We start from the raw sequence: 18,183 nt of genomic DNA, 5'->3' as shown, positions 1-18,183 counted from the left end.
GATTAGAGCCGAACAACTATGCCTTTTACACTTGGTCAACGCTGGATCAGCGATACAGAAAGCGAACTTGGATTAGGAACCGTCGTTGCCGTCGATGCGCGCATGGTTACCCTCCTTTTCCCTGCTACCGGTGAAAACCGCCTGTACGCTCGCAATGACTCCCCTGTTACCCGCGTAATGTTCAATCCGGGTGATACCGTGACCAGCCATGACGGCTGGCAGCTAAAGGTTGAAGACGTAAAAGAAGAGAATGGACTGCTCGCCTACATCGGAACGCGCCTTGATACCGACGAGACGAACGTCATCCTGCGTGAAGTGCTGCTCGACAGCAAACTGGTGTTCAGCAAGCCGCAGGACCGTCTGTTTGCCGGGCAAATCGACCGAATGGATCGCTTCTCCCTGCGCTACCGCGCGCGTAAGTTCCAGAGTGAACAGTACCGCATGCCGTGGAGCGGCCTGCGCGGTCAGCGTACCAGCCTGATCCCCCATCAGCTGAACATCGCCCATGACGTGGGCCGTCGCCATGCGCCTCGCGTGCTGCTGGCTGACGAAGTGGGCCTGGGTAAAACCATCGAAGCCGGCATGATCCTGCACCAGCAGCTGCTCTCTGGCGCTGCCGAGCGCGTGCTGATTGTGGTGCCGGAAACGCTGCAACACCAGTGGCTGGTCGAGATGCTGCGCCGCTTTAACCTGCGCTTCTCCCTGTTCGACGACGAGCGTTATGCCGAAGCCCAGCACGACGCGGATAACCCGTTTGAAACCGAACAGCTGGTGATTTGCTCCCTGGACTTCGTGCGCCGCAGCAAGCAGCGCCTGGAGCATCTGTGCGACGCTGAATGGGATCTGATGGTCGTCGACGAAGCCCACCACCTCGTCTGGAGCGAAGATGCGCCAAGCCGCGAATACATGGCGATCGAGCAGCTTGCGGAGCGCGTACCGGGGGTTCTGCTCCTGACCGCAACGCCGGAGCAGCTGGGTCTTGAGAGCCACTTCGCCCGTCTGCGCCTGCTCGACCCAAACCGTTTCCACGATTTCGAGCAGTTTGTTGAAGAGCAGAAAAACTACCGTCCGGTAGCGGATGCCGTCGCGCTGCTGCTGGCAGGTAATCGTCTCTCTAATGATGAACTCAACACCCTGAGCGATCTGATTGGCGAGCAGGATATCGAGCCGCTGCTTCAGGCCGCGAACAGCGACAGCGATAATGCCGGATCCGCGCGTAAAGAGCTGATCGACATGCTGATGGACCGTCACGGCACCAGCCGCGTGCTGTTCCGCAACACCCGTAACGGCGTGAAGGGGTTCCCGAAACGCGAGCTGCACACCATCAAGCTGCCGCTGCCAACCCAGTATCAGACCGCGATTAAAGTCTCCGGCATCATGGGCACCCGTAAATCGGCGGAAGATCGCGCGCGCGACATGCTCTACCCGGAGCAGATTTATCAGGAATTTGAAGGCGACACCGGCACCTGGTGGAACTTCGATCCGCGCGTGGAGTGGCTGATGGGCTACCTGACCGCGCACCGTTCCCAGAAGGTGCTGGTGATCTGCGCCAAAGCCGCCACCGCGCTTCAGCTGGAACAGGTTCTGCGCGAGCGCGAAGGTATTCGCGCCGCCGTGTTCCACGAAGGCATGTCCATTGTTGAGCGCGACCGCGCTGCGGCCTGGTTTGGTGAAGAGGACAGCGGCGCACAGGTTCTGCTGTGCTCCGAAATCGGTTCTGAAGGCCGTAACTTCCAGTTTGCCAGCAATCTGGTGATGTTTGATCTGCCGTTTAACCCGGATCTGCTGGAGCAGCGTATCGGCCGTCTGGATCGTATCGGTCAGGCGCACGACATTCAGATCCACGTTCCGTATCTGGAGAAAACCGCTCAGTCCGTTCTGGTTCGCTGGTATCACGAAGGGCTGGATGCGTTTGAACATACCTGCCCGACGGGCCGCACCATTTATGACCAGGTGCATAGCGATCTGATCGGTTATCTCGCGGCGCCGGAAAATACCGACGGCTTTGATGAGCTGATCAAATCCTGCCGCGAGAAGCACGACGCGCTGAAAGCCCAGCTGGAGCAGGGGCGCGACCGCCTGCTGGAGATCCACTCCAACGGCGGTGAAAAAGCGCAGCAGCTTGCCGAAAGTATTGAAGAACAGGACGACGACACCAGCCTGATCAGCTTCTCCATGAACCTGTTCGACATCGTCGGTATTAACCAGGACGATCGCGGCGAGAACATGATCGTGCTGACCCCGTCCGATCATATGCTGGTGCCGGATTTCCCGGGCCTGCCGGAAGATGGCTGCACCATCACCTTTGAGCGTGATGTGGCGCTGTCCCGCGAAGACGCACAGTTCATCACCTGGGAGCACCCGCTGATCCGCAACGGTCTGGATCTGATCCTCTCCGGCGATACCGGCAGCAGCACCATCTCCCTGTTGAAGAACAAAGCGTTGCCCGTGGGCACGCTGCTGGTGGAGCTGATCTACGTTGTGGAAGCGCAGGCGCCGAAACAGCTTCAGCTTAACCGCTTCCTGCCGCCAACGCCGGTGCGTCTGCTGCTGGATAAAAACGGTACGAACCTGGCCGGCCAGGTGGAGTTTGAAAGCTTCAACCGCCAGCTGAGCGCGGTCAACCGCCATACCGGCAGCAAGCTGGTGAATGCGGTGCAGCAGGACGTGCATGCCATCCTGCAACTGGGTGAAGCCCAGGCCGAAAAAGCGGCCAGAGAGCTGATCGATGTGGCCCGCAGCGAAGCTGACGAGAAGCTGTCAGCTGAACTGTCGCGTCTGGAAGCGTTGAAAGCGGTGAACCCGAACATTCGTGACGATGAACTGGCCGCGATTGAGAGCAACCGTCAGCAGGTGCTGGAAAGCCTGAATCAGGCGGGATGGCGTCTCGACGCCCTGCGTCTTATCGTTGTGACGCACCAGTAAGCGGAGCGCAAGATGGTAATGGAGCCCTACAATCCCCCGATGGAACCGTGGCTGGTCGTTCTGTATCAGGATGAGCACATTATGGTGGTCAACAAGCCAAGCGGCTTGTTGTCCGTGCCGGGCCGTCTGGATGAGCACAAGGACAGCGTGATGACGCGCATTCAGCGCGATTATCCGCAGGCCGAGTCTGTCCATCGTCTGGATATGGCCACCAGCGGCGTGATTGTGGTGGCGCTGAATAAACCCGCGGAGCGCGAGCTTAAGCGTCAGTTCCGCGAGCGCGAGCCGAAGAAGCAGTATGTCGCCCGCGTGTGGGGCCATCCGGCGCAGGCGGAAGGGCTGGTGGATTTACCGCTGATTTGCGACTGGCCGAACCGGCCAAAGCAGAAGGTGTGTTATGAAACCGGCAAGGCCGCGCAAACCGAGTATGAAGTGCTGGAGTACGCGCCGGATAACACCGCGCGCGTCCTGCTGAAGCCGATTACCGGGCGCTCCCACCAGCTGCGCGTGCATATGCTGGCGATGGGTCACCCCATTCTGGGAGACAGATTTTATGCGCCGCCGGAAGCGCTGGCGTTAGCGCCGCGCCTGCAACTGCATGCGCAGACGCTCACCATCACCCACCCTGCTTTCGGCAACACCATGACGTTTAAAGCCCCGGTGGACTTCTGAAAAAAAGGCCCGACGCTGTGTCGGGCCTTTTTTTATTTAAAACCTTTCTGCTCTTTAATCAGCTCGTAGGCTTTCTGGATTTCCTGCGCTTTCTGTTTCGCCATCTCCATCATCTCTGGCGGCAGGCCTTTCGCCACCAGCTTATCCGGATGGTGCTCGCTCATCAGCTTACGATACGCGCGTTTGATGGTCGTAACATCGTCAGACGGCTTCACGCCGAGGACGTTACAGGCATCTTCAAGCGTAGGGCCACGCTGCGCCTGCTGCCAGCCGCCGCCGGACGATTGCTGCTGATAACCGCCGCCAAAGTGCGCACCGCCCTGCATCATGCGCAGGAACTGGTCGAACTGCATGCGGGAAATGCCCAGCTCTTCGGCAATTACGTATAAGACGTCCCGTTCATTCGGATGCAGAGAGCCATCCGCGAAAGCGGCCTGGATTTGAATTTCCAGAAACATCCGAATTAAATCAAAGCGCCCGAAACAGATGCTACGGAACTGCCGCATTTTTTCTCGCAGCGGGTAGTTATCTGATTTACCAATCCGGAACGCATTCTGCGCCGCGATGCGTGATTCGCCGTGCAGATTCATGCGGTCCATAAAGACGCTGGCGACCTGAATATCGGCTTCCGTTACGCGCCCTTTTGATTTGGTTAAATGCCCCATCACCTCAAAGGTGGTGGAGAAAAAGAGTGACTGGCGCTCGCGCTGGTTGGCAAACCAGGCCATTTTGCGGCTGCGTGCCTTATCAAACATATGGCCGATAATGAGGCCAAGAATGACGCCCCAGAATCCGGCACCCATAATAATTGCGAACGCAACGCCGATTATTTTACCCCAATACTGCATATACTCCCCGAATGGTCATGTTCCTGGCCGACGCAACGCCATCATTACAGTGGTCGCGCCACGGTCAATTGAGGGACATCGCCTATAATTTGCATTATCATACTCGTCATTCGATAGCGAGCCTAACACTCTGGCGCGCAAACGGGCAGGATTAACGCTGGTACTGCGCTGATGAGTAAGATAGTCTCTGAGCGTTTGTAAGCCGTAGCCACTGATGACGGAACAATAAAATACAACGTATGAAAAAACGTATCCCCACCCTTCTGGCCACAATGATTGGCACCGCCCTGTATAGCCAACAGGGGCTCGCAGCCGATCTCGCCTCGCAGTGTATGCTTGGCGTCCCAAGTTACAATCGCCCACTGGTGAAAGGCGATACGAATGACTTACCCGTCACCATTAATGCCGACAGCGCAAAAGGTAATTATCCTGACAACGCGACCTTTACGGGCAATGTCGATATTAACCAGGGAAACAGCCGCCTGCTGGCTGACGAAGTGCAATTGCACCAGAAGCAACCGGAAGGTGCCCAGGCGCCTGTCCGTACGGTGGATGCGCTGGGTAATGTGCACTATGACGACAATCAGGTCATCCTGAAAGGTCCGAAAGCCTGGTCCAATCTGAATACGAAAGATACCAACGTCTGGGAAGGTGATTACCAGATGGTGGGCCGTCAGGGTCGCGGAACCGCAGACCTGATGAAGCAGCGCGGCGAAAACCGCTACACCATTCTCGAAAACGGCACGTTTACGTCCTGTTTGCCTGGGTCAAATACCTGGAGCGTCGTGGGCAGTGAAGTGATCCACGACCGTGAAGAACAGGTCGCCGAGATCTGGAACGCCCGCTTCAAGCTTGGCCCGGTGCCAATTTTCTATAGTCCTTACCTGCAACTGCCGGTGGGCGACAAACGTCGTTCGGGCTTCCTGATCCCGAACGCCAAGTACAGCACGTCGAACTACTTTGAGTTCTACCTGCCGTACTACTGGAACATTGCGCCCAACATGGACGCCACGATCACGCCGCACTATATCCACAAGCGCGGTAACATCATGTGGGAGAACGAGTTCCGCTATCTGACCAAGGCGGGCGCGGGTCTGATGGAATTTGATTATCTGCCATCAGATAAAGTGTTCCAGGACGAGCATCCTTCCGAAGGCGATAAGCACCGTTGGATGTACTACTGGAAGCACGCCGGGGTATTGGATCAGGTATGGCGCTTCAACATCGACTATACCAAGGTCAGCGATCCGTATTACTTCAACGACTTTGACTCTAAATACGGGTCCAGTACCGACGGTTACGCCACGCAGAAATTCAGCGTGGGCTACGCCATTGAGAACTTCGACGCCACCGTGTCGACCAAGCAGTTCCAGGTATTTGATACGCAATCGAAAAGTACCTACGGTGCAGAGCCGCAGCTGGACGTAAACTGGTATCAGAACGATGTGGGTCCTTTCGACACGCGCGTTTATGCTCAGGCGGTTCATTTCGTCAACACCAACTCGGATATGCCGGAATCAACGCGTCTGCATATCGAGCCGACGATCAATCTGCCATGGTCAAACGACTGGGCGAGCCTGAACACCGAAGCCAAGTTGATGGCCACCCACTACCAGCAGAAGAATCTGGACTGGTATAACAAACGCTATGGCACCGATTTTGAAGAGTCGGTAAACCGTACGCTTCCGCAGTTCAAGATGGACGGGAAGCTGATCTTCGAACGTGATATGGGCCTTCTCGCCGATGGATACACCCAGACGCTTGAGCCACGTATGCAGTATCTCTACGTGCCTTATCGCGATCAGAGCAAAATTCAAAACTACGACTCGTCCTTCCTGCAATCAGACTACAGCGGCCTGTTCCGTGACCGTACCTACGGCGGCCTTGACCGTATTGCGTCTGCTAACCAGTTAACGACCGGCGTCACAACGCGCGTTTATGATGATGCTGCCGTTGAACGTTTTAACGTTTCTGTTGGTCAAATCTACTATTTCACCGAGTCTCGTACCGGTGATGACGACATTAACTGGGAGAAAGACAACAAAACGGGCTCACTGGTATGGGCAGGCGACACCTACTGGCGCATGACGGATCGTTGGGGTCTGCGCGGTGGTGTTCAGTACGATACACGACTGGACAATATCGCGACGGGCAGCGCTGCCATTGAGTATCGTCGTGATGAAGACCGCATGTTGCAGTTGACGTATCGTTACGCCAGCCCGGAGTATATCCAGGCGACGCTGCCTAACTATGCGAATACGGACCAATACAAAGACGGTATTTCACAGGTAGGTACTGCCGCGAGCTGGCCGATCGCCGATCGCTGGTCAGTCGTCGGGGCCTACTACTATGACACGAATGCCCAAAAACCTGCCGACCAGATGTTAGGTCTGCAATATAACTCCTGCTGTTACGCAATACGTGTCGGTTACGAACGCAAACTTAACGGCTGGGATACGCAAAACAGTCAGGGCAAATACGATAACGTGATTGGCTTTAATATCGAGTTGCGCGGCCTGAGTTCTAACTACGGTCTGGGCACGCAGCAGATGCTGCGCTCGAACATTCTGCCGTATCGTAGTTCATTGTAATGTGCTTGATTTACAACGTAATCCGCTTTGCGGTTAATTGAAATGGAAAAAGTATGAAGAACTGGAAAACGCTGCTACTCGGTGTCGCTATGGTTGCGAATACCAGCTTCGCGGCCCCACAGGTTGTCGATAAAGTCGCGGCTGTGGTTAACAACGGCGTCGTGCTTGAAAGTGACGTTGACGGTTTGATGAAATCTGTAAAGCTCAACTCGGGCGAAGCAGGTCAACAACTTCCGGATGACGCCACGCTGCGCCACCAGATCCTGGAACGTCTGATCATGGATCAGATTGTCCTGCAAATGGGCCAGAAAATGGGCGTGACGATCTCTGACGAGCAGCTCGATCAGGCGATCGCCAACATCGCAAAGCAGAACAACATTACCCCGGATCAGATGCGTAGCCGCCTGGCCTATGACGGCATCAGCTATGCCACCTACCGTAATCAGATCCGTAAAGAGATGCTGATTTCAGAAGTGCGTAATAATGAAGTCCGTCGCCGCGTCACCATCCTGCCTCAGGAAGTGGAAGCTCTGGCAAAACAGGTGGGTAATCAGAATGATGCCAGCACCGAGCTTAACCTGAGCCACATCCTGATCCCACTGCCGGAAAACCCAACCTCCGATCAGGCGGCTGAGGCAGAAAGCCAGGCGCGCGCTATCGTTGAGCAGGCGCGTAATGGCGATGACTTCGGCAAGCTGGCCATCACGTACTCTGCTGATCAGCAGGCGCTGAAAGGCGGCCAGATGGGCTGGGGGCGTATTCAGGAGCTGCCATCCCTGTTTGCACAGGCGCTGAGCACGGCGAAGAAAGGCGACATCGTCGGTCCAATCCGTTCCGGTGTGGGCTTCCACATTCTGAAAGTGAACGATCTGCGCGGTCAGAGCCAGAACATTTCCGTCACCGAAGTTCACGCGCGTCATATCCTGCTTAAACCGTCTCCGATCATGACTGACGATCAGGCCCGTGCGAAGCTGGAACAGATCGCGGCAGACATCAAGAGCGGTAAAACCACCTTTGATAAAGCGGCAAAAGAGTTCTCTCAGGATCCTGGCTCTGCTAACCAGGGCGGTGACCTGGGTTGGGCGGCAGCCGATATTTACGATCCGGCTTTCCGCGATGCGTTAATGAAGCTGAACAAAGGCCAGATGAGCGCACCCGTGCACTCCTCCTTCGGCTGGCATCTGATCCAGCTGATGGACACCCGCAACGTGGATAAAACCGACGCGGCACAGAAAGACCGAGCGTATCGTATGCTGTTCAACCGTAAGTTCTCTGAAGAAGCTGCAACCTGGATGCAGGAACAACGCGCCAGCGCTTACGTGAAGGTCCTGAGCAACTGATGAAGCCGCATCGTGTTGCGATCACTCCCGGCGAACCCGCCGGGATTGGGCCTGACCTTGTGGTTCAGCTCGCCCAGCGCAGCTGGCCAGTCGAGCTGGTTGTCTGCGCTGATGCAACACTGTTACAAGACCGGGCAGCCTTGCTCGGTCTGCCTTTAACGCTCATCCCTTACGTTGAAGGCCAACAGCCCGCACCGCAGCAGGCTGGCACCCTCACCCTGCTCTCTGTTCCGCTTCGTGCACCTGTTGTCCCCGGTGAGTTACACACTGAAAACGGCCACTACGTTGTCGAGACGCTGGCGCGCGCCTGTGACGGATGTCTGAAGGGCGAATTTGCCGCCCTGATCACCGGTCCGGTGCATAAAGGGGTCATCAACGACGCGGGCATTCCGTTTACCGGGCATACCGAATTTTTCGAAGAGCGTTCGCACAGCCCGAAAGTGGTCATGATGCTGGCAACCGAAGAAATGCGCGTTGCGCTGGTCACGACTCACCTGCCCATCAAAGCCATTCCGGATGCCATTACGCCTGAACTCCTGCGTGAGATCATCGGCATTTTGCATCACGATCTGCAAACCAAATTCGGCATTCCGCAGCCGCATGTGCTGGTTTGTGGCCTGAATCCGCACGCGGGTGAGGGCGGACATATGGGCACCGAAGAGATCGACACCATCATTCCGGTACTTGAGGAGATGCGGGCGAAGGGGATGAACCTCAGCGGGCCATTGCCTGCCGACACCCTTTTCCAGCCCAAATACCTGGATAATGCTGACGCCGTGCTCGCGATGTACCACGATCAGGGTCTGCCCGTGCTAAAATACCAGGGCTTTGGCCGCGGTGTGAATATCACACTCGGTTTACCCTTTATTCGAACGTCCGTTGACCACGGTACTGCGCTGGATCTGGCAGGCCAGGGAAAAGCGGATGTCGGCAGTTTTATTACGGCGCTTAATCTCGCCATCAAAATGATTGTTAATACTCAATGACTAATCGAGTCCATCAGGGCCACTTAGCCCGTAAACGCTTCGGGCAAAACTTTCTCAACGATCAGTTCGTGATCGACAGCATCGTCTCTGCCATTAATCCGCAGAAAGGCCAGGCCATGGTCGAAATCGGCCCGGGTCTTGCCGCGCTGACCGAGCCGGTAGGCGAACGCCTTGACGAACTGACCGTTATCGAACTTGACCGCGATCTGGCCGCGCGTCTGCAAACGCATCCGTTCCTCGGGCCGAAGCTGACGATTTATCAGCAAGATGCGATGACCATGAACTTCGGCGAACTGTCAGAAAAAATGGGCCAGCCGCTGCGCGTGTTCGGTAACCTGCCGTACAACATCTCCACCCCGCTGATGTTCCATCTGTTTAGCTATACTGATGCCATTGCCGACATGCACTTCATGCTGCAAAAAGAGGTCGTTAACCGTCTGGTTGCAGGGCCGAACAGTAAGGCGTATGGTCGTTTAAGCGTGATGGCGCAATATTACTGCAACGTGATCCCGGTATTAGAAGTACCGCCTACCGCGTTCACGCCGCCGCCAAAAGTGGATTCTGCGGTGGTACGCCTGGTGCCGCATAAAACGATGCCGTACCCGGTCAAAGACCTGCGCGTGCTGAGCCGTATTACCACTGAAGCCTTTAACCAGCGTCGTAAAACGATTCGTAACAGCCTTGGCAATCTGTTTACCGTTAACGTGTTAGCTGAGTTGGGTATCGACCCGGCAATGCGTGCGGAAAATATTTCCGTTGAGCAGTACTGCAAGCTGGCTAATTACATCAGCGACAATGCGCCGCCGAAGGAGAGCTAAGCCATGATTGATTCGCCCCGCGTCTGTGTTCAGGTTCAAAGCGTCTACATTGAGTCCCAATCCACACCGGATGAAGAACGTTTTGTCTTTGCTTATACCGTAACCATTCGCAATCTGGGGCGGATGCCCGTGCAGCTGCTCGGGCGCTACTGGCTTATCACCAACGGCAATGGCCGCGAAATTGAAGTCCAGGGTGAAGGTGTGGTCGGTGAACAACCTCATATCGCCCCTGGCGAAGAGTATCAGTACACCAGCGGCGCGGTAATTGAAACGCCGCTGGGCACCATGCAGGGCCATTACGAAATGGTCGATGCCGACGGTAATGCCTTCCGCATTGCCATTCCCGTATTCCGTCTCGCCGTACCTACACTTATTCATTAATCTAATGTCTACATATCTGATTGGCGACGTTCACGGTTGCTACGATGAACTGATCGCATTATTAAAACAGGTCGACTTTATTCCCGGGCAGGACACGCTCTGGCTCACAGGCGACTTAGTGGCGCGCGGTCCAGGCTCGCTGGACGTCCTCCGCTATGTCAAATCTCTGGGCGACAGCGTGCGGCTGGTGCTGGGCAACCACGATCTGCATTTACTGGCCGTATACGCCGGGATCAGCCGTAATAAGCCGAAAGATCGTATTACCCCTCTGCTGGAAGCACCGGACGCCGACGAGTTGCTCAACTGGCTGCGTCGCCAGCCGCTGCTCCAGATTGACGAAGAGAAAAAACTGGTGATGGCCCATGCCGGCATCACGCCTCAGTGGGATCTTGAGACGGCAAAAACCTGCGCGCGCGACGCGGAAGCGGTGCTGGCGAGCGATTCCTATCCGTTCTTCCTCGATGCGATGTACGGCGACATGCCGAACAACTGGAGTGATGACCTCAGTGGCCTGGCGCGACTGCGTTTTATCACCAATGCGTTTACGCGGATGCGCTACTGCTTCCCGAACGGGCAGCTGGATATGTATTGCAAAGATACGCCGGAAAATGCCCCTGCGCCGCTTAAGCCGTGGTTTGCCATTCCGGGCCCCGTGACGAATGAATACAGCGTGGTATTTGGCCACTGGGCCTCGCTGGAAGGGAAAGGTACGCCGGAAAATATCTATGCGCTGGATACCGGATGCTGCTGGGGTGGGGATTTAACCTGCTTACGCTGGGAAGATAAAGCTTACTTTGTGCAGCCATCCAACCGACAGCTGGACTTAGGTGAGGGTGAAGCGGTCGCTTCCTGAGGATGTTTATCCTCTCCCACCGGGAGAGGATAAAACCGTTAACGACGTTCCAGAATTTCGAAGCAGTAGCTGTGTGAGTTTTGCGCATCCGCATCGTGAAACTCGCTGAACACGGACTCCCACTCATCCGGATCGTAATCCGGGAAATGCGTATCCCCTTCCACTTCCGCATCAATGTGGGTCAGATACAGCTTCTGCGCTTTTGGCAGGAACTGCTCATAAACACGACCGCCGCCGATCACCATGATCTCTTCGGCATCACCGCAGGCGGCAATCGCTTCATCAACGGACTTAACCCACTGAACGCGATCGTCTGTGCCCGGCTGGCTACTGATCACAATATTCTTACGCCCTGGCAATGGACGACCAATCGACTCCCAGGTCAGACGGCCCATCACTACCGGCTTGTTTAACGTCGTACGTTTAAACCATGCGAGATCGGCAGGCAGGTTCCACGGCATGGCGTTTTCCATGCCGATAACGCGGTCTACCGCCAGCGCTGCAATCAGACTGATCATTGAAAATTTCCCGGATGCAAAAAATTGCCGCCACTATACGGAAAGCTTAATCTTTCGTCGACTGGCGGCAGGGTAAAGAATTAGAAATTTTTTAATATTGCTGGCAACTCCACTTCACGCGGAGGGTTTACTCTCCGGTTCATCTTCCGGATTACCGGTATGCTTGCCCTCTTCCGTTCCTTGCCAGCCGTGGCGCTGAACCAGCGACAGGTGATTACGATCCTCGTTGATGATCTCCGTCAGCATGGTGCTGGTGCGTTTAAACACCGCTGCGCGTTCGGTTGCCGTACTGCTCGCCATCGCCACCATCTCTTCCACCATCTCATGATTAAAACGACGGAACAGATCGGCACGCTCACGCGCTTCATACGCGCCAAGCCCCAGGCTTTCCAGCGCCATACGGCCCGATTTGAGCGCCCCTTCAAATGTTTCACGCTCCGGTGCCGCCACTCCCGCCTGACGCAGCTGGATGTAGTGATCCACGTCGCGCGCACGCGAGATAATCGTCAGGTTCGGGAAGTGCTCTTTGACCAGCTCAACCATCTGCATGCTGGTCTCAGGATCGTCGATGGCGTTAATCAACACCTCGGCCTTCGCCGCACCGGCGGATTCCAGCAGGTCAACCCGGGTCGCATCGCCGTAAAACACCTTCATATCGAATTTACGCAGCGTATCGACATGGTCGGGATCGTGATCGAGGATAACCATTTTCACACCGCTGGAGAGCAGTAAACGGCCAGTGATTTGCCCGAAGCGGCCAAAGCCAGCGATGATTACGCGCGGCTGCTCTTCGTCGATCTCGTCGGCTTCTCGCTCCTGTTCGCTTCCCGCTTTTTCCAGACGCGTCAGCAGCACCAGCAGGATCGGCGTTGCGGCCATCGACAGCGCGACCGCCAGCGTCAGGGCTTTTGCCCATTCCGGATCGAGTACGTTGGCCATTTGCGCCGCGCCAAAGACCACGAACGCAAACTCACTCCCCTGCCCCAGCAGCACGGCAAACCAGCGGCGCTGCGGTTTTGGCACGTTTAACGGACGGGCAATCAGCCACAGCATGGTCATTTTTATAACCAGGAAGCCCACCAGCAGAATAATGATGCGCAGCGGATGGGTGACCAGCGTTCCGAAGTCGATAGACATCCCGACGCCGATGAAAAACAGCCCCAGCAGCAGCCCTTTAAACGGCTCGATATCGCTTTCCAGCGCGTGCCGGTATTCGGAGCTTGCCAGTAAAACGCCCGCGAGGAAGGCACCCATCGCCATCGACAGCCCGGCCTCTTCCAGCAGCAAACCAAAACCAAATACCAGGAATAACGCAACGGCGCTGAACACTTCGCGCAGGCCAGAGCGCGCAACAAAGCGCAGCAGCGGACGCGTTACGTAGCGGCCCAGCAGGATCACCAGCGCCAGCGCGCCGACAACCTTCAGCGCCGAGAGGGCAAATGCTCCCAGCGTCGTTGACGCGCCGCTGGTTGCCAGCAGCGGGATCATCGCCACCAGCGGGATCGCGGCAATATCCTGGAACAGCAGAACGGAAAAGGCGCTGCGCCCCATTTGCGAGACCGTCAGGTTACGCTCGTTCATTGCCTGCATGGCAATCGCCGTCGAGGAGAGCGCCAGCGTCATGCCGATCAGCTCCGCGACTTTCCACTCCATGCCTAACAAAATGCAGAATCCGCCCAACAGCAGGCCGCAGGCCAGCATTTGCATAGCACCTCCGCCAAACACCGAGGCGCGCAGCTTCCACAGCCGCTGCGGATCCAGCTCCAGACCAATCACAAACAGCATCAGCACCACGCCGATCTCTGCAAAATGCAGGATCGACTCGGCATCCGTCACCAGGCGGAAGCCCCAAGGGCCAATGACACATCCGGCAATCAGATAGCCGAGGACCGAGCCCAGCCCCAGACGCACCGCTACCGGCACAATTAATGCCGCCGCGCCGAGGTAAATCAGCGCCTGTATCAGCGTATGGCTATCCATTGTGCGCCTCCTGCCACTCGAGTAAACGTTGTTTGTAGTGACGAGCCTGCGCCTGCAAGGTTTCATCGTCGCAGACAAAAGTACAGTGCATTGCAAAAGGCGGAAGCCAGGTCAGGCCACAGTAAAGGGCGGTAGCCTGAAGCGGCTGCGCCAGCACCTCAAATCCCGGGAAAGCGCCAATTTCAAAGTGGCTTTCACCGCCGCCGGTGGTTACGGCCCACATCAGGCTTTTGCCCTGAAGCGCTTTGCCGTTGTGTCCGTATGCCCAACCGTGCGAGAAGACTTTGTCGATCCACAGTTTCAGCAGCGGTGGCGTACTGTACCACTGCATCGGATGCTGCCAGACGATCAGATCGGCACGAGAGAGCGCCTCCTGTTCGGCGGCGATATCGATATTAAAATCGGGATAGAGTTGATAGAGGGAACGTATCTCTACGTTTTCGAGCGTCCTTGCCTGCTCAAGCATCCGCTTATTCGCGTGCGAGTGCTGCGGATAAGGGTGCGCATAAATTATCAGAATCATTGAGTAGCCTGTTGTTTTACTGCCTTCTTTTACCAGAAGAGTGTAGACAGTAATTCAACAGGCTAATAGTGAATATTATTGACGGGCTAACGTCAGAAAACTGAATTAGTTATCCAGCTCGCCCATGGATTTCACCTGGTCGCGGTTAATCTGTTCAGTTTGACCGGTTTCGGCGTTTTTGTACGACACCAGTCCGGTATCGTCATCCACCTGCGGTTTCCCGTCGGTGACAATCGTTTTGCCATCGGTGGTTTTTACGGCCTGATTGGACGAACAGCCCGCTACGGTGAACATTGCGGTGGCAGCCAGAACGGAAGCGATCAGTAGTTTATTTTGCATGGTGTTTTCCCCTGCTCTCAGTTGAATTTTCGTTATCGACCTAACTATTTTAGGCTAACTGACTGAAAGCGGATGAAAAACCAGAAGGTTCTTAAGATGGGTAAAGAAAACCGTAGGGCGGGTAAGCGAAGCGCCACCCGCCATTTGCCCGGCGGCGCTACCGCTTGCCGGGCCTACGCAGATTATTTGCTAATCTGAGCGTGCATTTCCTGCACCGAAATCACCTTCTCGGTGGCGTCCGCATTCAGCGCCATGGCCGTCGCGAAACCGCCGTTCAGGGTGGTGTCGTAGTGCACTTTGTACTGGAGCGCGCTGCGGCGAATCAGCTTAGAGTCTTCAATCGCCTGGCGACCTGCGGTGGTGTTAATGATGTAGGTGTACTCGCCATTCTTGATGCGGTCCTGAATGTGCGGACGACCTTCATGCACTTTGTTCACCAGACGCGGGTTGATACCCGCTTCACCCAGCACAATCGCCGTACCGTGGGTTGCGTCCAGCTCGAAGCCCTGTTTCAGCAGCTTGGCGGCCAGGTCAACCACGCGCTCTTTATCGCCTTCGCGAACGGAGAGCAGCGCACGGCCCGATTTTCTCATGGTAGAGCTGCTGCCCAGCTGCGCCTTGGCAAACGCTTCTGCGAAGGTACGGCCCACGCCCATCACTTCCCCGGTAGAGCGCATCTCTGGCCCTAACAGCGGGTCAACGCCCGGGAATTTGTTGAACGGCAGCACCACCTCTTTCACCGAGTAATACGGCGGGATGATTTCTTTGGTGACGCCCTGCTGCGCCAGCGTCTGGCCAGCCATCACGCGCGCCGCCACTTTCGCCAGCGGAATACCGGTTGCTTTAGAGACGAACGGTACGGTACGCGCCGCACGCGGGTTGACTTCAATCAGATAAACTTCGTTGTCTTTCACCGCGAACTGAACGTTCATCAGGCCACGAACCTGCAACTCAAAGGCCAGCTTCTGCACCTGCTGGCGCATCACGTCCTGAATTTCCTGGCTCAGCGTGTAGGCCGGCAGAGAACAGGCGGAGTCACCGGAGTGCACGCCTGCCTGCTCGATATGCTCCATGATGCCGCCAATCAGCACCATTTCGCCGTCGCAGATGGCATCCACGTCCACCTCAACCGCGTCGTCGAGGAAGCGGTCAAGCAGCACTGGCGCATCGTTGGAAACGCTTACCGCTGTCTGGAAATAGCGGCGCAGGTCGGCTTCGTCGTAGACGATTTCCATCGCGCGGCCGCCCAGCACGTAGGACGGGCGCACCACCAGCGGGTAGCCAATCTCTTTCGCCTTCTCAACGGCCATTTCAATGGCGGTCACGGTGGCGTTCGCCGGCTGTTTCAGCTTCAGACGGTCAACCGCCTGCTGGAAACGCTCACGGTCTTCCGCGCGGTCAATCGCGTCCGGGCTGGTGCCGATAACCGGCACGCCTGCGGCTTCCAGCGCGCGCGCCAGCTTCAGCGGAGTCTGGCCGCCGTACTGCACGATCACGCCTTTTGGCTTCTCGATGCGCACGATTTCCAGCACGTCTTCCAGGGTTACCGGCTCGAAGTAGAGGCGGTCGGAGGTGTCGTAGTCGGTCGACACGGTTTCCGGGTTACAGTTGACCATGATGGTCTCGTACCCGTCTTCGCGCAGCGCCAGCGAGGCGTGTACGCAGCAGTAATCGAACTCGATGCCCTGGCCGATACGGTTTGGACCGCCGCCCAGCACCATGATCTTGTCGCGGTCGACGGACGGGTTCGCCTCGCACTCGTCTTCATAAGTGGAGTACATGTACGCGGTATCGGTCGAGAACTCTGCCGCACAGGTGTCCACGCGCTTGTAAACCGGGTGCAGGTCATACTGGTCGCGCAGCTTGCGGATTTCCGCTTCACGCACGCCCGCCAGTTTAGCCAGACGCGCATCGGCGAAGCCTTTACGCTTCAGCATGCGCAGGAAGTCTGCGTCCAGGCCGTTGATGCCCAGCTCCGCCACTTTCTCTTCCAGACGCACCAGCTCTTCAATCTGCACCAGGAACCAGCGGTCGATGTTAGTCAGGTTGAATACGCCATCGACGGACAGGCCCGCGCGGAAGGCATCGGCGATGTACCAGATACGCTCTGCACCCGCGTCTTTCAGCTCGCGGCGAATTTTGGTCAATGCTTCAGGGTCGTCCAGGCTCACTTTCGGGTCAAAGCCGGTCGCACCCACTTCCAGGCCGCGCAGCGCTTTTTGCAGGGATTCCTGCTGCGTGCGGCCAATCGCCATCACTTCACCCACAGATTTCATCTGGGTTGTCAGACGGTCGTTAGCGCCGGCGAATTTCTCGAAGTTGAAGCGTGGGATTTTGGTCACAACGTAGTCGATAGACGGCTCGAAGGAGGCTGGCGTGCGGCCACCGGTGATGTCGTTCATCAGTTCGTCGAGGGTATAACCCACCGCCAGCTTCGCTGCCACTTTCGCAATCGGGAAGCCGGTGGCTTTAGAGGCCAGCGCGGAGGAACGGGACACGCGCGGGTTCATTTCGATAACGATCAGACGACCGGTTTTCGGGTTCACCGAGAACTGCACGTTAGAGCCGCCAGTTTCCACGCCGATTTCACGCAGTACCGCCATCGAGGCGTTACGCATGATTTGATACTCTTTATCGGTCAGCGTCTGGGCTGGCGCAACGGTGATGGAGTCGCCGGTGTGGATCCCCATCGCATCGAAGTTTTCGATGGAGCAGACGATGATGCAGTTGTCGTTTTTATCACGCACCACTTCCATCTCGTACTCTTTCCAGCCAATCAGCGATTCATCAATCAGCAGCTCTTTGGTTGGGGAGAGATCCAGGCCGCGCTCGCAAATCTCTTCAAACTCTTCGCGGTTGTAGGCGATACCGCCGCCGGTGCCGCCCATGGTGAAGGAAGGACGGATGATGCACGGATACCCCACTTCAGCCGCAACGGCCAGCGCTTCTTCCATATTGTGTGCGATACCGGAACGCGCAGTGTCGAGGCCGATTTTTTTCATCGCCACGTCGAAGCGGCGACGGTCTTCAGCTTTATCAATCGCGTCGGCGGTTGCACCGATCATGGTCACGCCGAACTCTTCCAGCACGCCCTGACGCTCCAGCTCAAGCGCGCAGTTCAGCGCCGTCTGGCCGCCCATGGTTGGCAGCACCGCGTCCGGACGCTCTTTCTCGATGATTTTGCGTACCACTTCCCAGTGAATTGGCTCAATGTAGGTCGCATCCGCCATTTCCGGGTCGGTCATGATGGTGGCCGGGTTAGAGTTCACCAGGATGACGCGGTAACCCTCTTCGCGCAGGGCTTTACACGCCTGCGCGCCGGAGTAGTCAAATTCACAGGCCTGGCCGATCACGATCGGGCCAGCGCCAAGGATCAGGATGCTTTTTATGTCTGTACGTTTTGGCATGG

At 56.6% G+C, this 18,183-nt stretch carries 14 protein-coding genes; 8 read left to right on the top strand and 6 right to left on the bottom strand.

The annotated features are described in order from the left end of the window. Positions 1-18 precede the first annotated feature (18 nt). Both rapA and rluA read left to right on the top strand, forming a co-directional pair. Complete coding sequence (rapA, locus tag IM300_RS09545) at positions 19-2,925, top strand: RNA polymerase-associated protein RapA (RefSeq protein WP_193036289.1); 2,907 nt, start codon at positions 19-21, stop codon at positions 2,923-2,925. A gap of 12 nt (positions 2,926-2,937) precedes the next feature. Continuing rightward, positions 2,938-3,597: a bifunctional tRNA pseudouridine(32) synthase/23S rRNA pseudouridine(746) synthase RluA gene (rluA, locus tag IM300_RS09540; protein WP_193036287.1), complete on the top strand. Its 660-nt coding sequence runs from the start codon at positions 2,938-2,940 to the stop codon at positions 3,595-3,597. Between the two features lie 32 nt (positions 3,598-3,629). Here rluA and djlA read toward each other — a convergent pair whose 3' ends face one another. Beyond that, the gene (gene djlA, locus IM300_RS09535; protein ID WP_193036285.1) at positions 3,630-4,445 is read right to left on the bottom strand and encodes a co-chaperone DjlA; all 816 of its coding nucleotides are present in this window, start codon (positions 4,443-4,445) and stop codon (positions 3,630-3,632) included. A gap of 239 nt (positions 4,446-4,684) precedes the next feature. On the opposite strand from djlA, the gene lptD reads away from it, so the two are divergent. Genes lptD through apaH form a run of 6 tightly spaced genes read left to right on the top strand, consistent with a single transcriptional unit; the run spans position 4,685 to position 11,414 of the window. Continuing rightward, positions 4,685-7,036 carry an LPS assembly protein LptD gene (gene lptD / locus IM300_RS09530; RefSeq protein WP_193036283.1) on the top strand — a complete coding sequence of 784 codons (2,352 nt, stop codon included), beginning with the start codon at positions 4,685-4,687 and terminating at the stop codon, positions 7,034-7,036. Between the two features lie 53 nt (positions 7,037-7,089). Continuing rightward, a complete protein-coding gene (gene surA / locus IM300_RS09525) occupies positions 7,090-8,376 on the top strand; it encodes a peptidylprolyl isomerase SurA (protein ID WP_063867433.1) in 1,287 nt (428 codons plus the stop codon). Continuing rightward, positions 8,376-9,362, top strand: coding sequence for a 4-hydroxythreonine-4-phosphate dehydrogenase PdxA (pdxA, locus tag IM300_RS09520; protein WP_063450687.1), 987 nt, complete (start codon positions 8,376-8,378; stop codon positions 9,360-9,362). The genes surA and pdxA overlap by 1 nt, the downstream gene beginning before the upstream one ends. After that, on the top strand, positions 9,359-10,180 hold the full coding sequence (gene rsmA / locus IM300_RS09515; protein ID WP_193036281.1) for a 16S rRNA (adenine(1518)-N(6)/adenine(1519)-N(6))-dimethyltransferase RsmA: 822 nt from the start codon (positions 9,359-9,361) through the stop codon (positions 10,178-10,180). Before pdxA ends, rsmA begins: the two co-directional genes overlap by 4 nt. Positions 10,181-10,183: 3 nt before the next feature. Next, positions 10,184-10,561: a Co2+/Mg2+ efflux protein ApaG gene (gene apaG / locus IM300_RS09510; RefSeq protein WP_003856425.1), complete on the top strand. Its 378-nt coding sequence runs from the start codon at positions 10,184-10,186 to the stop codon at positions 10,559-10,561. A 4-nt stretch (positions 10,562-10,565) separates the two neighbouring features. Beyond that, positions 10,566-11,414, top strand: a complete 849-nt coding sequence (apaH, locus tag IM300_RS09505) for a bis(5'-nucleosyl)-tetraphosphatase (symmetrical) ApaH (RefSeq protein ID WP_063867432.1) — start codon at positions 10,566-10,568, stop codon at positions 11,412-11,414. Between the two features lie 38 nt (positions 11,415-11,452). On the opposite strand, the gene folA is transcribed toward apaH, so the two are convergent. From folA to carB, 5 genes are all read right to left on the bottom strand, one after another. Beyond that, positions 11,453-11,932 carry a type 3 dihydrofolate reductase gene (folA, locus tag IM300_RS09500; RefSeq protein WP_003856431.1) on the bottom strand — a complete coding sequence of 160 codons (480 nt, stop codon included), beginning with the start codon at positions 11,930-11,932 and terminating at the stop codon, positions 11,453-11,455. 114 nt (positions 11,933-12,046) lie between these two features. Continuing rightward, the gene (gene kefC / locus IM300_RS09495) at positions 12,047-13,912 is read right to left on the bottom strand and encodes a glutathione-regulated potassium-efflux system protein KefC (protein ID WP_193036279.1); all 1,866 of its coding nucleotides are present in this window, start codon (positions 13,910-13,912) and stop codon (positions 12,047-12,049) included. Beyond that, the gene (kefF, locus tag IM300_RS09490) at positions 13,905-14,435 is read right to left on the bottom strand and encodes a glutathione-regulated potassium-efflux system oxidoreductase KefF (protein WP_063867430.1); all 531 of its coding nucleotides are present in this window, start codon (positions 14,433-14,435) and stop codon (positions 13,905-13,907) included. The genes kefC and kefF overlap by 8 nt, the downstream gene beginning before the upstream one ends. A 105-nt stretch (positions 14,436-14,540) precedes the next feature. Beyond that, positions 14,541-14,774 (bottom strand): YgdI/YgdR family lipoprotein, encoded by a 234-nt coding sequence (locus tag IM300_RS09485; RefSeq protein ID WP_003856439.1) that lies wholly within the window; start codon positions 14,772-14,774, stop codon positions 14,541-14,543. Positions 14,775-14,956: 182 nt separating this feature from the next. Continuing rightward, positions 14,957-18,181, bottom strand: coding sequence for a carbamoyl-phosphate synthase large subunit (carB, locus tag IM300_RS09480; RefSeq protein ID WP_023315370.1), 3,225 nt, complete (start codon positions 18,179-18,181; stop codon positions 14,957-14,959). Positions 18,182-18,183 lie beyond the last annotated feature (2 nt).

The sequence above is a fragment of the Enterobacter cloacae complex sp. I2 genome (assembly GCF_014896205.1).
In the GTDB taxonomy this organism is placed as follows: domain Bacteria; phylum Pseudomonadota; class Gammaproteobacteria; order Enterobacterales; family Enterobacteriaceae; genus Enterobacter; species Enterobacter quasihormaechei.
This window is presented reverse-complemented; position numbering and strand designations above follow the sequence as displayed.

Excerpts from the sequence above, each read along its gene's own strand:
- surA (WP_063867433.1), top strand. The coding sequence starts at position 7,090 with ATGAAGAACTGGAAAACGCTGCTACTCGGTGTCGCTATGGTTGCGAAT.
- rapA (WP_193036289.1), top strand. The coding sequence starts at position 19 with ATGCCTTTTACACTTGGTCAACGCTGGATCAGCGATACAGAAAGCGAA.
- kefF (WP_063867430.1), bottom strand. The coding sequence starts at position 14,435 with ATGATTCTGATAATTTATGCGCACCCTTATCCGCAGCACTCGCACGCG.
- pdxA (WP_063450687.1), top strand. The coding sequence starts at position 8,376 with ATGAAGCCGCATCGTGTTGCGATCACTCCCGGCGAACCCGCCGGGATT.
- lptD (WP_193036283.1), top strand. The coding sequence starts at position 4,685 with ATGAAAAAACGTATCCCCACCCTTCTGGCCACAATGATTGGCACCGCC.
- rsmA (WP_193036281.1), top strand. The coding sequence starts at position 9,359 with ATGACTAATCGAGTCCATCAGGGCCACTTAGCCCGTAAACGCTTCGGG.
- carB (WP_023315370.1), bottom strand. The coding sequence starts at position 18,181 with ATGCCAAAACGTACAGACATAAAAAGCATCCTGATCCTTGGCGCTGGC.
- kefC (WP_193036279.1), bottom strand. The coding sequence starts at position 13,912 with ATGGATAGCCATACGCTGATACAGGCGCTGATTTACCTCGGCGCGGCG.
- rluA (WP_193036287.1), top strand. The coding sequence starts at position 2,938 with ATGGTAATGGAGCCCTACAATCCCCCGATGGAACCGTGGCTGGTCGTT.
- apaG (WP_003856425.1), top strand. The coding sequence starts at position 10,184 with ATGATTGATTCGCCCCGCGTCTGTGTTCAGGTTCAAAGCGTCTACATT.
- IM300_RS09485 (WP_003856439.1), bottom strand. The coding sequence starts at position 14,774 with ATGCAAAATAAACTACTGATCGCTTCCGTTCTGGCTGCCACCGCAATG.
- apaH (WP_063867432.1), top strand. The coding sequence starts at position 10,566 with ATGTCTACATATCTGATTGGCGACGTTCACGGTTGCTACGATGAACTG.
- folA (WP_003856431.1), bottom strand. The coding sequence starts at position 11,932 with ATGATCAGTCTGATTGCAGCGCTGGCGGTAGACCGCGTTATCGGCATG.
- djlA (WP_193036285.1), bottom strand. The coding sequence starts at position 4,445 with ATGCAGTATTGGGGTAAAATAATCGGCGTTGCGTTCGCAATTATTATG.